The sequence below is a fragment of the Candidatus Pantoea symbiotica genome (assembly GCF_056491525.1).
In genome coordinates this window covers 2,652,131-2,673,271 of record NZ_JBSZHR010000002.1, presented here as the reverse complement: position 1 = coordinate 2,673,271, position 21,141 = coordinate 2,652,131, and the positions used below count along the sequence as shown (strand labels likewise).

20 protein-coding genes are annotated in these 21,141 nt (G+C 55.2%); 15 read left to right on the top strand and 5 right to left on the bottom strand.

Annotation, left to right across the window (positions count from 1 at the left end):
* The first annotated feature begins 204 nt into the window (after nt 1-204).
* The 7 genes from cvpA to hisP all read left to right on the top strand — a co-directional run bounded on the left by cvpA (nt 205) and on the right by hisP (nt 6,367).
* The gene (gene cvpA, locus ACXIZX_RS12965) at nt 205-690 is read left to right on the top strand and encodes a colicin V production protein (RefSeq protein ID WP_008105200.1); all 486 of its coding nucleotides are present in this window, start codon (nt 205-207) and stop codon (nt 688-690) included.
* 36 nt (nt 691-726) lie between these two features.
* Nucleotides 727-2,244, top strand: coding sequence for an amidophosphoribosyltransferase (purF, locus tag ACXIZX_RS12960; RefSeq protein WP_008105199.1), 1,518 nt, complete (start codon nt 727-729; stop codon nt 2,242-2,244).
* A 116-nt stretch (nt 2,245-2,360) separates the two neighbouring features.
* Nucleotides 2,361-2,930: a UbiX family flavin prenyltransferase gene (locus ACXIZX_RS12955; protein WP_061717852.1), complete on the top strand. Its 570-nt coding sequence runs from the start codon at nt 2,361-2,363 to the stop codon at nt 2,928-2,930.
* Nucleotides 2,931-3,208: 278 nt separating this feature from the next.
* Nucleotides 3,209-3,991 carry a lysine/arginine/ornithine ABC transporter substrate-binding protein ArgT gene (gene argT / locus ACXIZX_RS12950; protein ID WP_008105195.1) on the top strand — a complete coding sequence of 261 codons (783 nt, stop codon included), beginning with the start codon at nt 3,209-3,211 and terminating at the stop codon, nt 3,989-3,991.
* Nucleotides 3,992-4,185: 194 nt separating this feature from the next.
* The gene (locus ACXIZX_RS12945; RefSeq protein WP_008105192.1) at nt 4,186-4,872 is read left to right on the top strand and encodes a histidine ABC transporter permease HisQ; all 687 of its coding nucleotides are present in this window, start codon (nt 4,186-4,188) and stop codon (nt 4,870-4,872) included.
* A complete protein-coding gene (locus tag ACXIZX_RS12940) occupies nt 4,869-5,585 on the top strand; it encodes an ABC transporter permease (RefSeq protein WP_008105190.1) in 717 nt (238 codons plus the stop codon). The genes ACXIZX_RS12945 and ACXIZX_RS12940 overlap by 4 nt, the downstream gene beginning before the upstream one ends.
* A gap of 8 nt (nt 5,586-5,593) precedes the next feature.
* A complete protein-coding gene (gene hisP, locus ACXIZX_RS12935; protein WP_008105186.1) occupies nt 5,594-6,367 on the top strand; it encodes a histidine ABC transporter ATP-binding protein HisP in 774 nt (257 codons plus the stop codon).
* Nucleotides 6,368-6,426: 59 nt separating this feature from the next.
* Here hisP and ACXIZX_RS12930 read toward each other — a convergent pair whose 3' ends face one another.
* Complete coding sequence (locus tag ACXIZX_RS12930) at nt 6,427-7,374, bottom strand: sugar-binding transcriptional regulator (RefSeq protein ID WP_479404313.1); 948 nt, start codon at nt 7,372-7,374, stop codon at nt 6,427-6,429.
* A gap of 195 nt (nt 7,375-7,569) precedes the next feature.
* Between ACXIZX_RS12930 and dalD the strand changes: the two genes are divergently transcribed.
* Genes dalD through ACXIZX_RS12915 form a run of 3 tightly spaced genes read left to right on the top strand, consistent with a single transcriptional unit; the run spans nt 7,570 to nt 11,747 of the window.
* On the top strand, nt 7,570-8,964 hold the full coding sequence (gene dalD / locus ACXIZX_RS12925; RefSeq protein ID WP_479404312.1) for a D-arabinitol 4-dehydrogenase: 1,395 nt from the start codon (nt 7,570-7,572) through the stop codon (nt 8,962-8,964).
* A 10-nt stretch (nt 8,965-8,974) separates the two neighbouring features.
* On the top strand, nt 8,975-10,444 hold the full coding sequence (xylB, locus tag ACXIZX_RS12920; protein WP_479404311.1) for a xylulokinase: 1,470 nt from the start codon (nt 8,975-8,977) through the stop codon (nt 10,442-10,444).
* Nucleotides 10,445-10,466: 22 nt separating this feature from the next.
* On the top strand, nt 10,467-11,747 hold the full coding sequence (locus tag ACXIZX_RS12915; RefSeq protein ID WP_479404310.1) for an MFS transporter: 1,281 nt from the start codon (nt 10,467-10,469) through the stop codon (nt 11,745-11,747).
* A gap of 32 nt (nt 11,748-11,779) precedes the next feature.
* On the opposite strand, the gene ACXIZX_RS12910 is transcribed toward ACXIZX_RS12915, so the two are convergent.
* Nucleotides 11,780-12,673, bottom strand: a complete 894-nt coding sequence (locus tag ACXIZX_RS12910) for a TIGR01777 family oxidoreductase (protein ID WP_479404309.1) — start codon at nt 12,671-12,673, stop codon at nt 11,780-11,782.
* A 204-nt stretch (nt 12,674-12,877) separates the two neighbouring features.
* Between ACXIZX_RS12910 and yfcF the strand changes: the two genes are divergently transcribed.
* Nucleotides 12,878-13,519 (top strand): glutathione transferase, encoded by a 642-nt coding sequence (gene yfcF / locus ACXIZX_RS12905; protein WP_061717846.1) that lies wholly within the window; start codon nt 12,878-12,880, stop codon nt 13,517-13,519.
* Between the two features lie 111 nt (nt 13,520-13,630).
* On the top strand, nt 13,631-14,176 hold the full coding sequence (gene yfcD, locus ACXIZX_RS12900) for an NUDIX hydrolase YfcD (RefSeq protein WP_007889295.1): 546 nt from the start codon (nt 13,631-13,633) through the stop codon (nt 14,174-14,176).
* 43 nt (nt 14,177-14,219) lie between these two features.
* Here yfcD and ACXIZX_RS12895 read toward each other — a convergent pair whose 3' ends face one another.
* The 3 genes from ACXIZX_RS12895 to ackA all read right to left on the bottom strand — a co-directional run bounded on the left by ACXIZX_RS12895 (nt 14,220) and on the right by ackA (nt 19,028).
* Nucleotides 14,220-15,479 carry a 4-aminobutyrate--2-oxoglutarate transaminase gene (locus tag ACXIZX_RS12895; protein ID WP_479404308.1) on the bottom strand — a complete coding sequence of 420 codons (1,260 nt, stop codon included), beginning with the start codon at nt 15,477-15,479 and terminating at the stop codon, nt 14,220-14,222.
* 128 nt (nt 15,480-15,607) lie between these two features.
* On the bottom strand, nt 15,608-17,752 hold the full coding sequence (gene pta, locus ACXIZX_RS12890; protein WP_479404307.1) for a phosphate acetyltransferase: 2,145 nt from the start codon (nt 17,750-17,752) through the stop codon (nt 15,608-15,610).
* Nucleotides 17,753-17,825: 73 nt separating this feature from the next.
* Nucleotides 17,826-19,028, bottom strand: coding sequence for an acetate kinase (gene ackA, locus ACXIZX_RS12885; RefSeq protein ID WP_479404306.1), 1,203 nt, complete (start codon nt 19,026-19,028; stop codon nt 17,826-17,828).
* Nucleotides 19,029-19,366: 338 nt separating this feature from the next.
* On the opposite strand from ackA, the gene yfbV reads away from it, so the two are divergent.
* The 3 genes from yfbV (at nt 19,367) to ACXIZX_RS12870 (ending at nt 21,138) form a co-directional block, all read left to right on the top strand.
* Nucleotides 19,367-19,819 carry a terminus macrodomain insulation protein YfbV gene (yfbV, locus tag ACXIZX_RS12880; RefSeq protein WP_008105162.1) on the top strand — a complete coding sequence of 151 codons (453 nt, stop codon included), beginning with the start codon at nt 19,367-19,369 and terminating at the stop codon, nt 19,817-19,819.
* Nucleotides 19,820-19,969: 150 nt separating this feature from the next.
* Entirely contained in the window at nt 19,970-20,464 is a 495-nt protein-coding gene (locus ACXIZX_RS12875; protein WP_008105160.1) for a YfbU family protein, read from the top strand.
* Nucleotides 20,465-20,478: 14 nt separating this feature from the next.
* Complete coding sequence (locus ACXIZX_RS12870; protein ID WP_479404305.1) at nt 20,479-21,138, top strand: sugar phosphatase; 660 nt, start codon at nt 20,479-20,481, stop codon at nt 21,136-21,138.
* The last annotated feature ends 3 nt before the right edge of the window (nt 21,139-21,141 follow it).

The window sequence follows — 21,141 nt, the reverse complement described above, 5'->3', positions numbered from 1 at the left end:
AAAGTTTCGTAGCGAAGCGCGGCGATAAAATCATTGAATATCAGGGAATTAAATCCCTGATAATACACAGGGCGAGGAAAGTTTTTTTCATCGCCCTTTTTGCGAAAACAGAACCGGAAAACCCTACGCAAACGTTTTCTTTTTCTGTTAGAATGCGCCCCGAACTGGATGCAGGGGTGCGATAGCACTGGGCTGGAAGAGTTCATGATCTGGATTGATTACGTCATTATTGCGGTAGTTGGTTTTTCGGCTCTGGTCAGCCTGATTCGTGGGTTTGTCCGGGAAGCCTTATCTCTCGTTACCTGGGGATGCGCGTTTTTTGTCGCCAGTCATTATTACGCCTACCTTGCAGTCTGGTTTACCGGTTTTAGCGACGAACTGGTGCGCAACGGCATCGCCATCGCGGTGTTATTCGTTGCTACCCTGATTGTGGGTGCCATCGTCAACTATGTCATCGGCTCGCTGGTTGAAAAAACTGGCTTGTCGGGAACCGACAGGGTGTTGGGAGTCTGTTTCGGGGCGTTGCGTGGCGTGCTGATCGTGTCTGCTATGCTGTTCTTCCTCGATACATTCACCGGCTTTTCGAAAAGTCCGGACTGGCAACAGTCGCAACTTATCCCCGAATTCAGTTACATCATCAGGTGGTTTTTCGATTACCTGAAAAGTACGTCGAGTTTTTTACCCCGGTGACACCATCGGGCGTGCGGCTAATGAGGAAAAGACAATATGTGCGGTATTGTTGGTATCACCGGTTTTATGCCAGTAAACCAGTCAATCTATGACGCGTTAACGGTGCTTCAGCACCGCGGGCAGGATGCCGCCGGCATTTGTACCATCGATGCTATTAACTGCTTCCGTTTGCGTAAGGCTAACGGCCTGGTCAGCGATGTGTTCGAAGCGCGCCACATGCAGCGTTTACAGGGCAACATCGGCATTGGCCATGTGCGCTACCCAACCGCAGGCAGCTCCAGCGCCTCTGAAGCGCAGCCTTTCTACGTGAACTCCCCTTACGGCATCACGTTGGCGCATAACGGTAACCTGACCAACGCCCATGAATTGCGTAAACAGCTGTTCGAAACGGGTCGCCGTCACGTCAATACCACCTCAGATTCCGAAATCCTGCTGAATATCTTTGCGCAGGAGCTGGACCGTTTTCAGCACTATCCGCTGGAAGCTGACAACATTTTTGCTGCGGTGGCAGCGGTGCATCAGCAGGTGCGCGGCGCTTACGCAGTGGTTTCAATGATCATCGGACACGGCATGGTCGCCTTCCGCGATCCCAACGGTATTCGTCCGCTGGTGCTGGGCAAGCGCGTTATCGCCGATGGCCGCACCGAATACATGGTGGCGTCAGAAAGCGTCGCGCTGGATACGCTGGGCTTCGAGTTCATTCGTGACGTAGCACCTGGCGAAGCGGTGTACATCACCGAGCAGGGCCAGCTCTCTACGCGTCAGTGCGCCGAGAACCCGAAAACCAATCCATGCCTGTTCGAGTACGTCTATTTTGCCCGCCCGGATTCGTTCCTCGACAAAATCTCGGTGTACAGCGCGCGCGTGCGCATGGGCACCAAGCTGGGCAACAAAATTGCCCGCGAGTGGGAAGATCTGGATATCGATGTGGTGATTCCGATTCCAGAAACCTCGACCGATATCGCGCTGGAAATCGCGCGCATCCTCGACAAGCCGTATCGTCAGGGCTTCGTGAAAAACCGCTACGTTGGCCGCACCTTTATCATGCCTGGCCAGCAGCAGCGTCGCAGCGCGGTACGCCGTAAGCTGAACGCCAACCGTGCTGAGTTCCGTGATAAGAACGTGTTGCTGGTGGATGACTCCATCGTACGCGGCACCACGTCTGAGCAAATTATTGAGATGGCACGTGAAGCGGGCGCGAAAAAAGTGTATCTCGCCTCGGCGGCACCGGAAATCCGTTTCCCGAACGTGTATGGCATCGACATGCCAAGCGCGACCGAACTGATTGCGCACGGCCGTGAAGTGGATGAGATTTGCCAGCTGATCAAAGCCGATGCGCTGATTTTCCAGGATCTCAACGATCTGATCGAAGCGGTTCGTGAAGAGAACCCGGATATCGCCAACTTCGAGTGCTCGGTATTTAATGGTATCTACGTCACCAAAGACGTCGATCAACAGTACCTTGAGTATCTGCAGTCGCTGCGTAATGACGATTCCAAAGCCATTGCGCGTCAGACTGAAGTGGAAGGTCTGGAGTTGCACAACGAAGGCTAAGCCAGAGGTTGTGGCAGAGTAAAAGCAGGGCGGGCGCAATCCCGCCCTGTTTGTTTTTGTATTTTTGCTCAGCGAGCCGCTATCATTGCCGCAATCTGAACCTGCAAGGCTGAATTATGAAAAGACTGATCATTGGCATTTCCGGCGCCAGCGGCGCGATCTACGGCGTGCGCATGTTGCAAGTGCTGCAACCGCTGGCAGAAGTGGAAACCCATTTGGTGATCAGCCCCGCCGCACGGCAAACGCTGGCGCTGGAGACCGATTTCAGCCTGCGCGAGGTGCAAGCGATGGCCGATGTGGTGCATGACGTGCGCGACATCGCCGCCAGCATCTCATCCGGATCTTACAAAACCCTCGGCATGGCGATTGCGCCGTGCTCGATGAAAACGCTGTCGGGCATTGTGCACAGCTACAGCGACAGCCTGCTGACCCGCGCCGCTGACGTGGTACTGAAAGAGCAGCGTAAGCTGGTGCTGTGTGTGCGTGAAACGCCGCTGCATCTGGGACATCTGCGCATGATGACCACCGCAGCAGAGTTGGGCGCGCTGATTATGCCGCCGGTGCCGGCCTTCTATCATCGTCCGCAATCGATCGGTGATTTAGTCGATCAAACGGTGAATCGCGTGCTCGATCAGTTCGATATTGAGCTGCCTGAAGATCTTTTCACTCGCTGGAGTGGCGCATAATGGTGCATTAATGCACTGCTCGTGTGCAAATTCGCGTGTGCGATCACTCTTCGTGCATCTTGTGCACCAAAAGTTAACAATGTCGCTTTTTCTTCCTCACACCGCTGTTATATTTCCCTCACAAACTAAGTGCTTGCGCCGCTAACCGGCGCAGTATTTAGCGCGCTTGCGCAGCGTTTAGCCAATTCGCACAACTGGCATGAAACCTGCACAGCTTACAGCGCAAACCAACACATCACGCACCACATAACAATAAGCACTTCACTTGAGGGTTACCTATGAAAAAGCGAGTTCTGGCTCTTTCTCTGATGCTGACAATGGTAAGTAGCGCGAGTGTCTTCGCCGCTGTACCGCAGTCGCTGCGCATCGGAACTGACCCGACTTATCCGCCATTCGAATCCAAGAACGCGCAAGGTCAGCTGGTTGGCTTTGATATCGATCTGGCGAACGAAATTTGTAAGCGTATCAAGACTAAATGTACTTATGTGGAAAGTGATTTCGATGCGCTGATCCCGTCGCTGAAAGCGAAGAAGATCGACGCCATCATCTCTTCTCTCTCAATCACCGAAAAGCGTCAGGAAGAGATCAACTTCTCTGAAAAACTCTACGCCGCCAACGCGCGCTTAGTGGCACCGAAAGGTTCAACGTTGCAACCGACTATTGAATCACTGAAAGGTAAAAACATCGGTCTGCTGCAGGGCACCACTCAGGAAACTTATGCAAAAGAGTACTGGCAGCCAAAAGGTGTCACCGTTACGCCTTACGCTAATCAGGATCTGGTGTATCAGGATCTGAATGCCGGTCGTATTGATGCCGCGTTCCAGGACGAAGTGCAGGCGAGCGAAGGCTTCCTGAAACAGCCTGTTGGCGCTAAGTATGCTTTTGCGGGTCCAGCAGTTAAAGATGAAAAAGTCTTTGGCGTGGGTACCGGTATGGGCTTGCGTAAAGATGACGCAGACCTGAAAGCGGCGATTGATAAAGCCTTTAACGAGATGCGTAAAGACGGCACTTACGACAAAATTGCCAAGAAGTACTTTGATTTCAACGTGTACGGCGATTAATTATCCTGTTTCCTAATCCTGGTCTGTGAAATGCAGGAAGGTTGCACATAAGTATTCACTCCGGGCGCTTACATATGTAAACTGCCCGGCTTCATACGCTTGCCGCCATCCATCCTGCGATTCAAATTTCCTGGTTAGGACTGTCCGTCAGTTGGGCAGCGTTTGTAATTTACCCTCACGACAGGATTGAACCCATGTTGTATGGCTATTCCGAAGTAATCCTCAAGGGCACCCTTGTGACGCTGGAGCTGGCGCTCAGTTCCGTGTTGCTGGCGGTGGTGCTCGGCTTAATTGGCGCTGGCGCCAAACTTTCCCGCAGTCGCCCGCTGGCGATGCTGTTTGAAGGCTACACCACCTTAATCCGCGGTGTGCCGGATTTGGTGTTGATGCTGCTGATCTTCTACGGTCTGCAGATCGCGCTGAATACCCTCACCGATGCGCTGGGACTGGCGCAATTTGATATCGACCCAATGGTCGCCGGTATCATCACGCTCGGCTTCATCTACGGCGCTTACTTCACCGAAACCTTCCGTGGTGCGTTTCTGGCGGTGCCTAAAGGGCAGATCGAAGCGGCAACCGCGTTCGGTTTCACCGGCTCGCAAACCTTCCGTCGCATTCTGTTCCCGGCCATGATGCGTTTTGCGCTGCCGGGCATCGGTAACAACTGGCAGGTTATTCTCAAAGCCACGGCGCTGGTTTCGCTGCTGGGGCTGGAAGATGTGGTGAAAGCCACGCAGCTGGCCGGCAAAAGTACCTGGCAACCGTTCTACTTCGCCATCGTGGCGGGTGTGATTTATTTGGTGTTTACCACGCTGTCGAACGGCGTGCTGTGGTGGCTTGAACGTCGCTACACGGTGGGTGTGAAAAGGGCAGAGCTATGATTGAGATTATTCAGGAGTATTGGAAACAGCTGCTCTGGACCGATGGTTACCGTTTTACCGGCATCGCGATTACGCTGTGGTTATTGATCATCTCGGTGGTGATCGGCGGTTCGCTCGCCGTGTTGCTGGCGATTGCGCGCGTCTCCTCTAACCGCTTTATCTCCACGCCAGTTTGGCTGTTCACCTACGTGTTTCGCGGCACGCCGCTGTATGTGCAGCTGCTGGTGTTCTACTCCGGCATGTACACGCTGGAAGTGGTGAAAGGCACTGAGCTGCTGAACGCTTTCTTCCGCAGTGGACTTAACTGTACGCTGCTGGCGTTCACGTTGAATACCTGCGCCTATACCACCGAAATCTTTGCCGGTGCGATTCGTTCGGTGCCGCACGGGGAAATCGAAGCGGCGCGCGCCTATGGCTTCTCGCCGTTTAAATTGTATCGCTGCATAATTCTGCCTTCGGCGCTGCGCACTGCGCTGCCGGCATACAGCAATGAAGTGATCCTGATGCTGCACTCCACCGCGCTGGCGTTTACCGCGACGGTGCCGGATCTGTTAAAAATCGCGCGCGATATCAACTCGGCCACCTATCAGCCGTTTACCGCGTTTGGCATCGCTGCGGTGCTGTATCTGATTATCTCTTACGGGCTGATTAGCTTGTTCCGCAAAGCTGAACAACGCTTCCTGGCGCACGTAAAACCTTCTTCATCGCATTGAGTATCACTATGGCTGACAATAAATTAAGCGTTACCGAACTGCACAAACGTTACGGTGAACATGAAGTTCTGAAAGGCGTATCGCTGCAGGCCAATGCCGGCGATGTGATCAGCATTATTGGCTCGTCCGGTTCCGGGAAAAGTACCTTCTTACGCTGCATTAACTTCCTCGAGAAACCGAGCGAAGGCACCATTGTGGTCAACAACCAGCAGATCAATCTGGTGCGCGACACCGATGGCCAACTGAAAGTCGCGAATAAAGAGCAGCTGCGTATGCTGCGCACGCGTCTGACGATGGTGTTTCAGCACTTCAACCTGTGGAGCCACATGACGGTGCTGGATAACGTCACCGAAGCGCCGATTCAGGTGCTGGGGCTGAGCAAAGCGGAAGCGCGTGAGCGGGCGATTAAGTATCTGGATAAAGTCGGCATTGATGCGCGTGCGCGCGCCAAATACCCGGTGCACCTTTCCGGTGGTCAGCAGCAGCGCGTGTCGATTGCGCGTGCATTGGCGATGGAGCCCGAAGTGTTGCTGTTTGATGAACCCACTTCGGCACTTGATCCAGAGCTGGTCGGCGAAGTGCTGCGCATCATGCAAAAGCTGGCGGAAGAGGGCAAAACCATGGTGGTGGTGACGCACGAGATGGAGTTTGCTCGTCACGTCTCTAATCACGTGATTTTCCTGCATCAGGGCAAGATTGAGGAACAAGGTTCACCAGATGAGCTGTTCGGCAACCCGAAAAGCCCACGCTTGCAGCAGTTTTTGAAGGGATCGTTGAAGTAGTTGCAGGTCGCCATAAATGGCGACCCTACGGCCTAAGGTGCGCATTTATGCGCACTCTTTTATTCCCGCAACAACTTCAGCGCTGTATCCTCATCGGTCACCAGACCTGACACCCATCCGCCCTGCAGCGCGGCGCGGATCGCCGGATATTTACGTTCGCTGCCGGCAAAGCCAATAATCTGGCGTTGCGTCTTACTCTCCAGCAACACGCTGGTGAGCAGTTCATCGGTTTCACCCAACACGCGTTCACCTTGCTGATTGAAAAAGTGCCCCAGCATTTCGCCGACCACGCCGCGCGCGTTGAGCGCTGCAACTTGCGCATCGGTGATAAAGCCTTCGGCATGCAGCGGGCAGCCGGGTTGCACTTCGCCAATGCCGACGAAGGCCACATCCGCCTGCAATGCCCGCTGTGTCACGCGTTGGTAAACCTGATGCTGAATCCACATCTCTTTGTCTTCGGGCGTATCCGCATACAGCGGCGCAGGAATGAAGAAATATTTGCCCTGCATCTTCTCCGCCATCTTCAGCGGCACGTCGTAGCGCGTACCCGAGTCGTCCCGCGCAATCGCGCCAATCATCGACACGCATTGATGCTGTGGTCGCTCAACCCAGGGAAGCACATCGATCATCGAGCGCAGCGTCTTACCAGAACCAATGCCAAACACCTGCGGTTGCTCCTCGCTGATGTATTGCGCCATCACCGCCGCGCCTTCAACTGCCAGCATCTGCTGAATAGCGTCGTCATCCAGATTGGCGGAAGGCACCACGCGACACAGTTGCAGGCCAAACTTCTCCTGAACCTCGCGCGCCAGATGCAAACAGTGGGTGACGGGATGATCGATCTTAACGCTGACCATGCCCATTTCACGCGCGCTGGAGACCAAACGCTGCGCCACCTGACGCGACAATCCTAATGCGCGCGCAATCTCCTGCTGCGTCACGCCCGCCACGTAATACATCCAGGCCGCACGTGCTGCCAGTTCTTGTTTTTTCTCTTCTCTGCTCATCGCGCTGTTCCGTCAAAACCGGTGCGCCATGTTAACGCGAGATGCCGGTTAAGTGTTAACTGAGCAAAAGCCCTAAAAAAGAGCAAAAGTATTAATTGTGATTTGGCTCTCAGAACATGGCTGCGGGGTCGCACTATGCTACGCGTCATCGGGCAAATGCCCTTAATCGTGGCAAATGTTTATTTTGAGGCAGCTATGACCAATCAATCAGTATGGATGCATATCGGCGCAGGCTCTTTTCACCGTGCTCATCAGGCGTGGTATCTGCATAAATTACGTGAGCAGGGCGATGACAGCTGGAGCATCGCTCTCGGCAATATCCGCAATGATGCCGCGCCGTTGCTGCAGCAACTCGCTGCGCAAGATGGCGAGTATGTGCTGGAAACTGTGACGCCAGAGGGCGAACGGGCCTACGAAACCATCACTTCATTGCGCAAAATCCTGCCGTGGGATAACAACATCAGCGCGCTGATTGAGCAGGGTGCGAAAAGTGAAACCCGTGTGATCGGTTTTACCGTCACAGAAGCCGGTTACTATTTGACGCCGGAGTTCGAACTGGACCTCACCCAGCTGGATGTGCAGGCCGATGTAAAAGGCGACATCCGCACGATTTATGGCGCGCTGGCGCGCATCCTCACGCAGCGCGTGGCGAACGGTGGCGCGCCGGTTACGCTGCTCAACTGCGATAACCTGCGCCACAACGGCGAACGTTTCCGTCACGGCTTTCTCGCGTTTCTTGCGGCCAAAGGCGATAACGCCTTAGCGAATTGGGTGCGCGAAAATACCACGTCGCCCAATACCATGGTGGATCGCATTACGCCGCGCCCGACGCCGGATGTGGCTGAGCGCGTCAAGGCCGCCACCGGTAAAGACGATGGCGCGGCGGTGATGGCCGAATCCTTTATTCAATGGGTGATTGAAGATGACTTCATTGCCGGACGTCCGGCGCTGGAGAAGGTTGGCGTGGAGCTGGTGGAATCGGTATTGCCTTGGGAAGAGGCGAAAATCCGTATCCTCAACGCCACGCATGCGGCGATTGCCTGGGCAGGCACGCTGATTGGCCTCAATTACATCGATGACAGCACGCGTCAGCCAACGATTTATCAGTTGGCGTATGACTACGTGACGCAGGATGTGATGCCATCGCTGTCGCCCAGCCCGCTGGATTTAGCCGAGTACCGCGATGTGGTTCTGGCACGCTTCAGTAATCCCTACATCAAAGACACCAACCAGCGTGTAGGTGCAGATGGTTTGTCGAAAATCCCCGGCATGGTGACGCCAACACTGCGCGAATGCTATCAGCGCGGTGCAGAACCGGCGGCCACCGCCGTACTGCCTGCGCTGTTCTTCCTGTTTCTGCAACGCTGGGCCAGTGATGATTTGCCTTACACCTATCAGGATGGCGTGCTGCAAGCTGATGCGCTGCGCCAGCAGTTTAGCCGCTCCGATGCACTGAATGCTTTCCTCAGCGATAGCGCGCTGTTTGGCGAGCTGGCACAGGACAAGGCGTTTCATGCGCTGGTGACGCGCAGCGTGGCGGATCTGCAGCTGTGGCTGAAACAGCCAGAACGCGCGCTGGCCGCGGTGTAAGGAGCGCAGCATGTATCTGGGAATTGATATTGGTACCTCGGAGCTCAAAGCGCTGATCATCAATGCGCAGGGCGAGATCATCGCCTCGAATCACGCCACGCTCAATGTGCAGCGTCCGCATGCGCATTGGGCGGAGCAAGATCCAGAACGCTGGTGGCAAGCGTGCGGTGAAGTGCTTGCTGGATTACGCCAGCAGGCTGCACAGGCATGGAGCGAGATTCGCGCCATTGGCTTGTCGGGACAAATGCACGGCGCTGTGCTGCTGGATGCGCAGGGCGAGGTGCTGCGTCCGTGCATTCTGTGGAATGACACGCGCAGCGCGCCGCAGTGTGAAGCGTTGAGCAGGCAACATCCAGAGATGATGCAAATTAGCGGCAATATGATCATGCCGGGCTTTACCGCACCCAAACTGTGCTGGGTGGCAGAACATGAGCCAGAGATTTTCCGTCGCATCGACAAAGTGCTGCTGCCGAAAGATTATCTGCGCTGGCGTTTGACTGGACGCTTTGTCAGTGAACCTTCAGATGCGGCGGGCACGCTGTGGCTCGACGTAGCAAAGCGCGATTGGTCCGACGAACTGTTGGCCATCACCGGACTGACGCGCGCCAACATGCCGGAGTTAGTGGAAGGCAGCGCCGTCAGCGCCACATTAAAAGCCGATCTGGCAAGTGAATGGGGCTTGTCGGCCGCGGTGTGCGTGGCGGGTGGCGCTGGCGACAATGCTGCTTCGGCAGTCGGCGTTGGTGCGGTCAATCCGGGCGATGCCTTTATCTCGCTGGGAACCTCCGGCGTGATTTTTGTGGTCAACGACCGTTTGCTGGCCGATCCGCAATCGGGCGTGCACGCTTTCTGCCACGCCTTGCCCGGACGCTGGCACCAGATGAGCGTGATGCTCAGTGCCGCCAGCTGCCTGCGCTGGCTGTGCAATCTGCTCTCCGTTACCGAAAGCCAACTGATGGATGAGATGGCGCAACTCAGCGAAGAACAGCGGCGGCATGCGCCGGTTTTCCTGCCCTATCTCTCTGGTGAACGCACGCCTCACAACGATCCTGACGCCTCCGGTTCCTTCTTCAATCTGCGCCATGAAACGCCACGCGCGCTGCTTGGCTACGCGGTGATTGAAGGCGTGGCATTTGGTCTGGCCGACGGTTTCGCGGTGCTCGGTGATGCGCAGCGCCAGATTCTGCAGTGCAGCCTGACCGGCGGCGGGGCGCGCAGCACGCTGTGGGCGCAGTTGATCGCCGATGTGCTGCAACTGCCGATTGTCACGCATCCCGCCAGCGCGTCCGGCGCTTTAGGGGCTGCGCGTCTGGCGTGGCTGGCCGCTGGTGGTGTGGAGAGCGACGTTTGCCTCAAACCACCAGTGCAGGCGCGTTATCAGCCAGATGCTGCGCGCGGCAAGGTTTTGCAGCAGCGATTGCAGCTGTTCCGCACGCTCTATGCCCAACAGCAGCAGGCGCGAGCGTTGCTACCTGAATAATTCCAAACAGAGGATGAATGAGATGCAATCGAATGATTACTGGTTTGGCTTACCGAAAAAGATGTTTTGGGGCTTCCTCGCCATCGCTATTTTTATGGCGGGTGACGGCTTTGAAATGGCGTTCCTGTCGCGCCATATCACCGATATGGGCTTCACGCCGGCGCAGTCAGCGGTGGTGTTTACCTTCTACGGGCTGGCTGCAGCATTGGCCGCCTGGGCATCGGGCGTGGTGGCGGAACTTATTACGCCTCAGCGTGCCATGATGATTGGCTTCGTGCTGTGGATCGTGATGCACACGCTGTTTATGTCACTCGGCCTTGGCATGCGCAACTATCCGTTGATGGTGTTGTTCTACGGCATTCGCGGCCTGGCGTATCCGCTATTTATCTACTCATTCATGATGATGCTGGTGCAGGTGCTGCCGCGGGAAAAACTGGCGGCCGCCACCGGTTGGTTCTGGGCGATGTATTCAGTCGGCATCGGTGTGGTCGGCAGCTATTTGCCGAGTCTGACCATCCCGATGCTGGGCGAAACTGGCACGCTGTGGCTGGCGATCATTTGGGTTGCCTGTGGTGGCGTGCTGGCTTACTTCAGCTTGCGTCATGTGCCGGTTGACCGTTCGCGCGTCAATTTGCCGATGCGTGACAAAATGACCGAAATGTCGCGCGCGGTAACCATTCTGTTTACCAACCAGCACGTTTTTTATGCCTGCCTGATTCGCATCATTAACACGCTGTCGTTGTTTGGTTTCGCTATTATCATGCCGCTGCTGTTCGTCGATCGCCTTGGTTTTACCATTTCCGAGTGGCTGCAAATCTGGGCGGTATTCTTCTTCGTCACCATTTTTACTAACATCTTCTGGGGCATTACCGGCGAGAAACTGGGTTGGATCCGTCAGGTGCGCTGGTTTGGCTGCCTCGGTATGGCGATTTCCAGTCTGGCGTTTTACTACCTGCCGCTGTATGCCGGACATAACTTCTGGGTGGCGTTGATTCCGGCGGTGATGTTGGGGATTTTTGTCGCGGCCTTTGTGCCGATGACTGCGGTGTTTCCAACGCTGGAGCCGCATCATAAAGGTGCTGCGGTATCGATTTACAATCTGTCGGCTGGACTGAGTAACTTTGTTGCGCCTGCGATCGCTTCGGTGATGTTGCCGTTTTTCGATATCGTTGGCGTGGTGTGGGCGTATACCGCGCTGTATGTGTTTGCTGGTGTGCTGACCTTTATTATTCGCGTGCCGCAGCCGGGACATACGCATGAACCGGCGGCATTGAAATCACGTGTGGCGCAGCAAAGGAGTTAATCTGTGATAGGCGGGCGCCATTAATGGCGCCCCTACACGACATCCCGCAAGGCTTCCTCCAGGTCGTACCAGCGAAAACCAAAGCCAGACTCTTCTAAGCGCTTCGGCAACACATGTTGTCCGCCGAGCACCAGCACTGCCGATTCACCCATCATTAGCTTGATGGCGCTGGATGGCGTGCGCATAAAGGCCGGACGATGCATCACATGGCCGAGCGTGGCGGCGAACTGCTCATTGCGCACCGCATAAGGCGCAACCATGTTGAAGGGGCCGCGCAGTTCAGCATGGTCGATCAACCACAGCATCGCGTTAACCAAATCGTCGATGTGAATCCACGGCAGATACTGTTTGCCGCTGCCAATCGGGCCGCCGACGCCAAGCTTAAACGGCAGCTTCATCTTCGATAACGCGCCACCTTCTTTCGCCAGCACCACGCCAGTTCGCATTAGGCAGACGCGGGTGCGATCGCTCTGCGCAGTGAGCGCCAATTGCTCCCAACGGGCGCACAGCGCATGGGTAAACTCGTCGTGCCCCGGATCCTCTTCGGTCAGCACCAGATCGCCGGTATCGCCATAAAAGCCGGTAGCCGAGCCGGAAATCAAAAATTGTGGGGGATTGCTGCTGGCGTGAATCAGCGACACCAACTGCTCGGTAATCTGCCAGCGGCTTTCGCATAGCCGCTGCTTCTGCTGTTCGGTCCAGCGTTTATCGGCGATCGGTTCACCCGCGAGATTGATAACGCCATCAATGCCGTTTAAATCGGTTTGCTGATTGATGCCGGACCACAGCGCGACGCTGGCGTCGAGTTTCTCGCGTGCGGCGGCCACATCGCGCGTAACAACGCTCACCTGATGGCCAAGCTGCAATAGACGCGGAATCAGGTGGCGGCCAATCAGGCCGGTGCCGCCGGTGATCAGTAAATGCATGTTGAGCCTCCTTGTCATTTTTTATCTGCTCAGATTGAGCATAGAAGAGAAGCGTGCGCGCGGCGTGACTCGGCTTACGCTTATGAAGAAAAAGGAAAAGTCAGCGCTGGTCTTAGAGGGTAAAGATCCGACCAGCGCACCATTGCCTTAACAAATAAAAATCGGTAAACATGATGCACACCTGACGCTTTCCTGAGGCAGCCAATGAATTATCCAACCATTACCTTGTGGTCAGATTCTTGCTTTTTCAGTCCTTACGCCATGTCGGTTTATGTTGCGCTAACCGAGAAGGGCATACCCTTCACCCTGAAGCGCGTCGATTTATCGCAGAATGCGCAGTGGGATGATGAATACCGCGCGCTGTCGCTGACCAGTCGCGTGCCTACGCTACAAATCGATGATGTGCTGTTGACGGAATCTTCCGCGATTGCCGAGTATCTGGAAGAGCGTTTTCCGGCGCCAGAGTTCGAGCGGCTCTATCCGCGCGATCGCGAGAAACGCGCGCATGCGCGCGAAGTGCAGGCGTGGCTGCGCAGCGATTTGATGGCGCTGCGCTCCGAGCGTCCCACCGAAGTGCTGTTCGCCGGCGAACGTTTTGCGCCGCTTACGCCAGCGGGTGAGCAAGCCGCTAATAAACTCATTGCTGCGGTGCAGCGCCTTTTGCCTGACGGACAGCAAAATCTGTTTGGCGAATGGTCGATTGCGGATACCGATTTAGCCGTGATGATTAATCGTCTGGCGCTGCACGGCGATGCGCTGCCGGTGAAGCTACAGCACTATGCTGAGTTCCAGTGGCAGCGTGCTTCGGTGCAACTTTGGTTAGCGGAATCGGGTAAAACACGCTGAGCACGATGCGCCTTGCGATGGCGAAAAGAACGCTTTACCTTACCGCTCATTCTAATAAAGCATGGCAAACAGGCGCGTGCTGGGCACGCCGAAAACAGAAAAGGGTTACGGATGGTGGATCAAACGGCAGGTGACGGTATCGAGTGGGTTGATATCGTTAACGAAGAGAACGAAGTCATTGCGCAGGCCAGCCGTGCGCAGATGCGTGCGCAGTGTCTGCGTCATCGTGCGACCTATATTGTGGTGCACGATGGCATGGGCAAAATTCTGGTGCAGCGTCGCACTGAAATCAAAGACTTCATGCCGGGTATGCTGGATGCCACTGCCGGTGGCGTGGTGCAGAGCGGGGAAGACCTGCTGGAATCGGCACGTCGTGAAGCGGAAGAGGAGTTGGGTATTGCGGCCGTTCCGTTCGCCGAGCACGGACAGTTCTACTTTGAAGATCAGCATTGCCGCGTATGGGGCGGGCTGTTCAGCTGCGTTTCCCATGGTCCGTTTGCCATGCAGGAAGAGGAAGTAGACGAGATCTTCTGGATGACGCCGGAAGAGATCACTGCGCGCTGTGACGAGTTCACCGATGATTCGCTTAAGGCGCTATCACTGTGGCTGAGCCGAAACAGCGATGCCGCACGTCGTAAACAGAGCAGCGAAGCATAATCATGCCGTAGGGTCGCCATTTATGGCGACCTTATACACATTGTTAATGTTCCCGCAGAATACCCGTCAACAGCGTCAAAGCATCCTCGAACTGTGCATCGGGAATGGTCAGCGGATAGAGGAAGCGAATCACGTTGCTGTACACGCCGCAGGTCAGCAGAATCAAGCCTTGTTCCAGCGCTTGCTGCTGAATAGCTCTGGCAATCTCCGCCGACGGCTTACCCGCCACATCATTGAATTCCGCCGCTATCATCGAGCCGTATCCGCGTATCTCCACCAGCGCTTTACAATCCGCACGCTGTAACGCCTGTTTTAATCGGCTGCCTAATTGATTGGCGCGGCTGCACAGCGCTTCCTCTTCGATGATCTCTAACACCGCCAGCGCCGCTGCAATCGCCGGTGGACTGCCAGCATAGGTTCCGCCCAGGCCGCCAGGTTGAGGCGCGTCCATGACTTCCGCGCGTCCCGACACCGCCGAGAGCGGGAAACCGCCGGCCAGACTTTTCGCCATGGTAATAAGATCGGGCTGCACGGCGTAATAGTCGCTGGCGAACAGCTTGCCGGTGCGCGCAAAACCGCTCTGAATCTCATCGGCGATCAGCAGAATGCCGTGACGATCGCATAACTCACGCAGTGCAACGACAAACTCTGGCGGCGCACTGTAGAAACCGCCTTCGCCCTGAACCGGTTCAAAGATAATTGCCCCCACCTGCTGCGGGCTGATATCGCTGCGGAAAATCGCTTCCAGGCTATCGAGCGCATCACTAACTGTGACGTGGTGCAGCGGGTTGGGATAGCGTGCGTGAAACACCGGGCTGGCGAAGGGGCCGAAGCCGGTTTTATACGGCACCACTTTACCGGTTAGCGACATTGTCATATTGGTGCGGCCGTGAAACGCGCCGGTGAAGGCGATGATGCCGGGACGACCGGTGGCCGCGCGCGCAATTTTGACCGCGTTTTCGACCGCTTCTGCACCGGTTGAGAAAAAGGTGGTTTTCACCGCGCCATTAATCGGCACTAACGCATTAAGCCGCTCAGCGAGGTGAATGTAGTTCTCATAAGGGATAATTTGAAATGCGGTATGGGAAAAACATTCAAGCTGCTGATGCACCGCCGCCATCACTTTCGGGTGACGATGCCCGGTGTTAAGCACCGCGATGCCTGCGGCAAAATCGGTGTATTCGCGGCCATGCTGATCCCACACCGTGGCATTCTCGGCTTTCACCGCATAGAAATCACACATCACGCCTACGCCGCGCGGCGTGGCTTGTAAACGACGGCTGTGCACATCACTGTTGCTCATTATTCACCTCGCAATTAGCGGCAGACTTCAATCAGTGTTAGCGCAGCGCAGGGTTTATGCCAGTGAAGTGCAGGGCAAAAAAAAAGCACGCACCGAAGTGCATGCTTTTTTGCCGGGCGGGGAAGGGATTAGCCTTCGGCCTGCTGGGATTGAATCGCCGTCAATGCGATGGTGTAAACGATGTCATCCACCAGTGCGCCGCGTGACAGATCGTTCACCGGCTTACGCATGCCTTGCAGCATCGGCCCGATGGAGATCAGGTCAGCAGAACGCTGTACCGCTTTGTAAGTGGTGTTACCGGTGTTCAGATCCGGGAAGATGAACACGGTAGCGCGACCTGCAACCGCAGAGTTTGGCGCTTTGGATTTGGCAACGTCTTCCATAATCGCGGCGTCGTACTGCAGCGGACCATCGATCACCAGATCAGGGCGTTTTTCCTGCGCGATGCGCGTGGCTTCACGCACTTTCTCAACGTCACTACCGGCACCGGAGTTACCGGTGGAGTAGGAGATCATCGCGACGCGTGGATCGATACCGAAGGCTTTGGCTGAATCGGCAGACTGAATCGCGATTTCTGCCAGCTGTTCTGGATTAGGATCCGGGTTGATGGCGCAGTCGCCATACACCAGAACCTGCTCCGGCAGCAGCATAAAGAACACCGACGACACCAGCGAGCTGTTTGGCGCGGTTTTGATCAGCTGCAGCGGTGGACGAATGGTGTTCGCCGTGGTGTGAACCGCGCCGGATACCAGACCATCAACTTCGCCGCTTTCCAGCATCATGGTGCCCAGCACCACGTTGTCTTCCAGCTGTTCCTGCGCCACCACTTCGGTCATGCCTTTGCTCTTACGCAGCTCAACCAGACGCGGCACATAGTTTTCGCGTACCACTTCTGGATCCACGATCACGATGCCTTTGCCGAGTTCAACGCCCTGCGCAGCCGCAACACGCTGAATCTCTTCCGGGTTGCCGAGCAGCACACAGGTGGCGATGCCGCGTTCGGCGCAAATCGCCGCCGCTTTGACGGTACGCGGCTCGTCACCTTCTGGCAGCACGATGCGTTTGCCGGCTTTGCGCGCCAGCTCGGTGAGCTGGTAGCGGAATGCCGGTGGAGACAGGCGACGGCTGCGCTCTGAAGTTGCAGTCAGCGATTCCACCCAATCTTCATTGATGAAGCTGGCCACGTACTCCTGCACTTTTTCGATGCGTTGCGTATCGTCAGTCGGCACTTCGAGGTTGAAGCTCTGCAGGCTGAGTGACGTCTGCCAGGTGTTGGTTTTCACCATAAATACTGGCAGGCCGGTCTGGAACGCACGTTCGCACAGGCGTGCGATTGGCGCTTCAATCTGATATCCACCGGTCAACAGCACTGCACCGATTTCAACGCCATTCATCGCGGCCAAACAGGCGGCAACCAGCACATCAGGACGATCGGCGGAAGTCACCAGCAGTGAACCCGGACGGAAGTGCTCCAGCATGTGCGGAATGCTACGCGCACAGAAGGTCACGGATTTCACACGGCGCGTCTGGATTTCACCTTCGTTGATGATATCGGCGTTCAGGTGACGGCACATGTCGATGGCGCGGGTAGCAATCAGGTCAAAGCTCCACGGCACACAACCCAGTACCGGCAGCGGGCTGTTGGCAAACAGCTGCTTAGGAGCGATGTTGGCGATGCTGGCTTTAGTGGAATCATCGAAAATCTCTGACAGATCCGGGCGCGTACGACCTTGCTCATCCACCGGCGCATTCAGTTTGTTGATGATCACGCCAGTGATGTTTTTGTTCTTGCTGCCGCCAAAGCTGCTTTGCGTCAGCTCGATACGCTCTTTCAGCTGCGCCGGAGAATCGTTGCCCAGCGACATCACGAAGACGATTTCGGCGTTCAGGGTTTTGGCGATCTCATAGTTCAGCGCAGAGGCGAACTGATGTTTACGCGTAGGAACCAGGCCTTCTACCAGCACCACTTCCGCGTCTTTGGCGTTCGCGTGGTAGTTGGCAATGATCTCTTCCATCAGCACATCTTGCTGGTTAGAACCGAGCAGCGACTCAACGCGTGACATCTGCAGCGGTTCAGCGGCAGGAATCGCGGAGCTTTTACGGATAATGCTGGTGGTTTGGTCGGGCGCATCGCCGCCCGCACGTGGCTGGGCAATGGGCTTGAATACGCTCAGGCGCACGCCTTTGCGCTCCATGGCACGGATCACGCCGAGGCTGACGCTGGTCAGACCGACGCTGGTGCCGGTAGGAATGAGCATAATTGTACGTGACACGATAGAAACCTCTCAGGTGTTGCAGACTGTCTAAAACAACTCCGTCAGCCTAAGCTGACGGAGAGAAGTGTTTTTAAGCGGTGAGACGCGCGGCGTCTTGAGCAATCACCAACTCTTCGTTGGTTGGGATCACCACGGCCGGGCGCGTACCTTCTTTGTTGATGAAGCCAGATTTGCCGAAGCGTGCCGCCAGGTTGCGCTCGTGATCGACTTCGAAGCCGAGTAGGCCCAGTTTCTGCAGCGCCAGCTCGCGTACCATCGCGGCGTTTTCACCGATACCGCCGGTGAAGACCACTGCGTCCAGACGGCCTTCCATCAGCGCGGTGTAGCTGCCGATGTACTTCGCCAGACGGTGGCAGAACACATCCATCGCACGCTTGGCATCTTCTTTGGTGGCGTAGTTGTCTTCCACATAGCGGCAGTCGCTGGTGACTTCGGTCAGACCCAGCAGACCAGACTCTTTGGTCAGCAACTTGTTGATGGAATCAACGCTCATGCCCAGGGAATCATGCAGGAAGAAGATAATGGCCGGATCAATGTCACCGCTGCGGGTGCCCATCACCAAACCTTCAAGCGGTGTCAGGCCCATTGAGGTATCAACACACTGGCCTTTGCGAATAGCAGAAACAGAACCGCCATTGCCGAGGTGGCAAGTGATGATGTTCAGTTCGCTAACCGGTTTGTTCAGCATTTTCGCGGCTTCCTGCGTCACATAGTAGTGGCTGGTGCCGTGTGCGCCGTAGCGACGAACGCCGTGCTCTTTATACAATTTGTACGGTAGAGCATAGAGATAGGACTCTTCCGGCATTGTCTGATGGAATGCGGTGTCGAAAACCGCCACATTTTTATCAGAAAGATGCGGGAAGTTTTTCAGCGCTTCATCTATACCGATTAAATGCGCAGGATTATGCAGTGGCGCAAAAGAAGAGGCGTCTTTGATGCCCTGAATAACGGATTCGTCGATGATGACCGATTTGGTCAGCTGCTCGCCGCCGTGAACAATACGATGGCCGATTGCAGCGATTTGTGCCGAAAGCTCTGGTTTTTGTGCCAGAATAGTTTTAACCATGAAGTTCAGTGCTTCGCTGTGTGCCGCACCCGCGCCAAGCTGAGCTTCTTGTTTGCTGCCGTCCAGTTTCCACTTAATGCGTGCTTCCGGTAAGTGGAAGCATTCAGCCAGACCGGACAAGTATTCGTCGCCGGTAACAGGGTTAAGGATGGCAAACTTAAGTGAAGAGCTGCCGCAGTTCAGAACCAGAACTAACTTCGTCGACATGGAAGTACCTATTTTGTTAAATAGTGGCTAAAAAAAACGCAATCAGACTAACAGCGTAGCCCATGAAAGCTGGTAGGTTAATGATAAACATCATGTGCTAGTCAAAATTTCACTGACATGCAAAAAATTTTGGTGATTTTACGCTTATTTTTGATAAGCACTTAGCGAAACATGGCTCTGGCCGCTCTTTTATTGAGCTAAAGCTTCCGGTAATGTTACTGAAACGGCGTCAGAATACTCACTGTCACCCGCAAAGACAAAAACTTTTGAAGGATGTCACGTAAAGTTGTGTAGTTATCGGTTTATTTTAAATATTGCAGATTTAGTTGAGGTCTATCATGGCGAATGAGACAGACAATCCCGGCTGGTTCGGCTTGTTCCAGCGCGGACAGCGATACATGAAGACCTGGCCTACAGACAAGCGCCTGGCGCCGGTGTTTCCTGAAAATCGCGTGGTCAATGCAACCCGCTTTGCCATTCGTTTTATGCCGCCGCTGGCGATTTTCACGCTGACGTGGCAAATCGCGATGGGTGGACAACTCGGCCCTGCGATTGCAACTGCGCTGTTTGCCTGCAGCCTGCCGATGCAAGGATTGTGGTGGTTGGGGAAACGTTCTGTGACGCCGTTGCCGCCGACGTTGCTGCAGTGGTTTCATGAAGTGCGCACCAAGCTGGAAGAAGCGGGGCAGGCGATAGCACCGGTTGATGGTAAGCCGACATATCAGTCACTCGCCGAAGTGTTGAAACGTGCCTTTAAGCAGCTTGATCGCACTTTCCTCGACGATCTTTGATCTGCTGACGCTTTTACCTGCCAGAGAATTTGAGCCAAATCCCGGTTCAAATCAAAGAAAAGTGGTGCGGACATACACGCATCACTCTCCTTGTGTAATCATTTCTTCATTGTTTAAATCTTAAGCGGCCTGCTGGCCCGGGAGAAAACCATGGAAATGACCCACGCACAACGACTGATCCTCTCCAATCAATACAAAATGATGGCGATGCTTGAGCCGGATAACGCTGAGCGCTATCGTCGTTATCAAACCATTATTGAACGCGGCTATGGCTTGCAGTTACGCGAGCTCGACAAAGAGTTCGGCGAGTTAACGGAAGCGACCTGTCGCCTGCTCATCGATATTATGGAAATGCACCATGCGCTGCATGTTTCCTGGTCGAACCTCAAAGATGGCAGCGCGATTGACGAGCGTCGCCTGGCGTTTCTTGGTTTTGATGCGGCCACCGAAGCGCGCTATCTCGGCTACGTGCGCTTTATGGTGAATGTTGAAGGGCGCTATACCCACTTTGATTCCGGCACCCACGGCTTCAATGCTCAAACGCCGATGTGGGAAAAATACCAACGCATGTTAACGGTGTGGCACACTTGTCCGCGTCAATATCATCTCAGCGCGAATGAGATCGCGCAGATTATCAATGCCTGAATAAGGAGCGATGCGTGAAGTACAGGGGTTTTCTGTTTGATTTAGACGGTACGCTGGTGGATTCATTGCCTGCAGTGATTCGCGCATGGTCACTGTGGGGCGAGCGCCATGGTTTGTCGGCGGAAGAAGTCCTGAGCTATATACACGGGAAGCCTGCCATCAATTCGTTGCGCCATTTCATGGCAGGGCAATCTGAAGAGGCGATTCAGGCGGAATTTCTCTGGCTTGAACGTCTCGAAGCGGAAGACACGCAAGGCGTACAGGCGATTCCGGGCGCGTTAGCGTTACTGTCAACGTTGAATGAGTTGCAGATCCCGTGGGCGATTGTAACCTCGGGTTCGATTCCGGTCGCCCACGCGCGCCATAAAGCCGCAAATCTACCGATGCCAAAAGTGTTTATTACCGCTGAGAATATCAAGCGCGGTAAGCCTAATCCCGAACCTTACCTGCTGGGTGCTGAGCGTTTGGGGCTTTCAGCTACGCATTGCGTGGTAGTTGAGGATGCGCCTGCGGGCATTATTTCTGGTTTGGATGCAGGCAGTGCGGTGATCGCCATGAATGCGCCAGCCGATGCCCCACGCCTTAATGAAGTGGCCTACCGCGTTGCAACGCTTGAACCGGTAAACGTCACCAAATTTGATAACGCCGAGTTTACTCTTTCTATCACCGCATAAAGT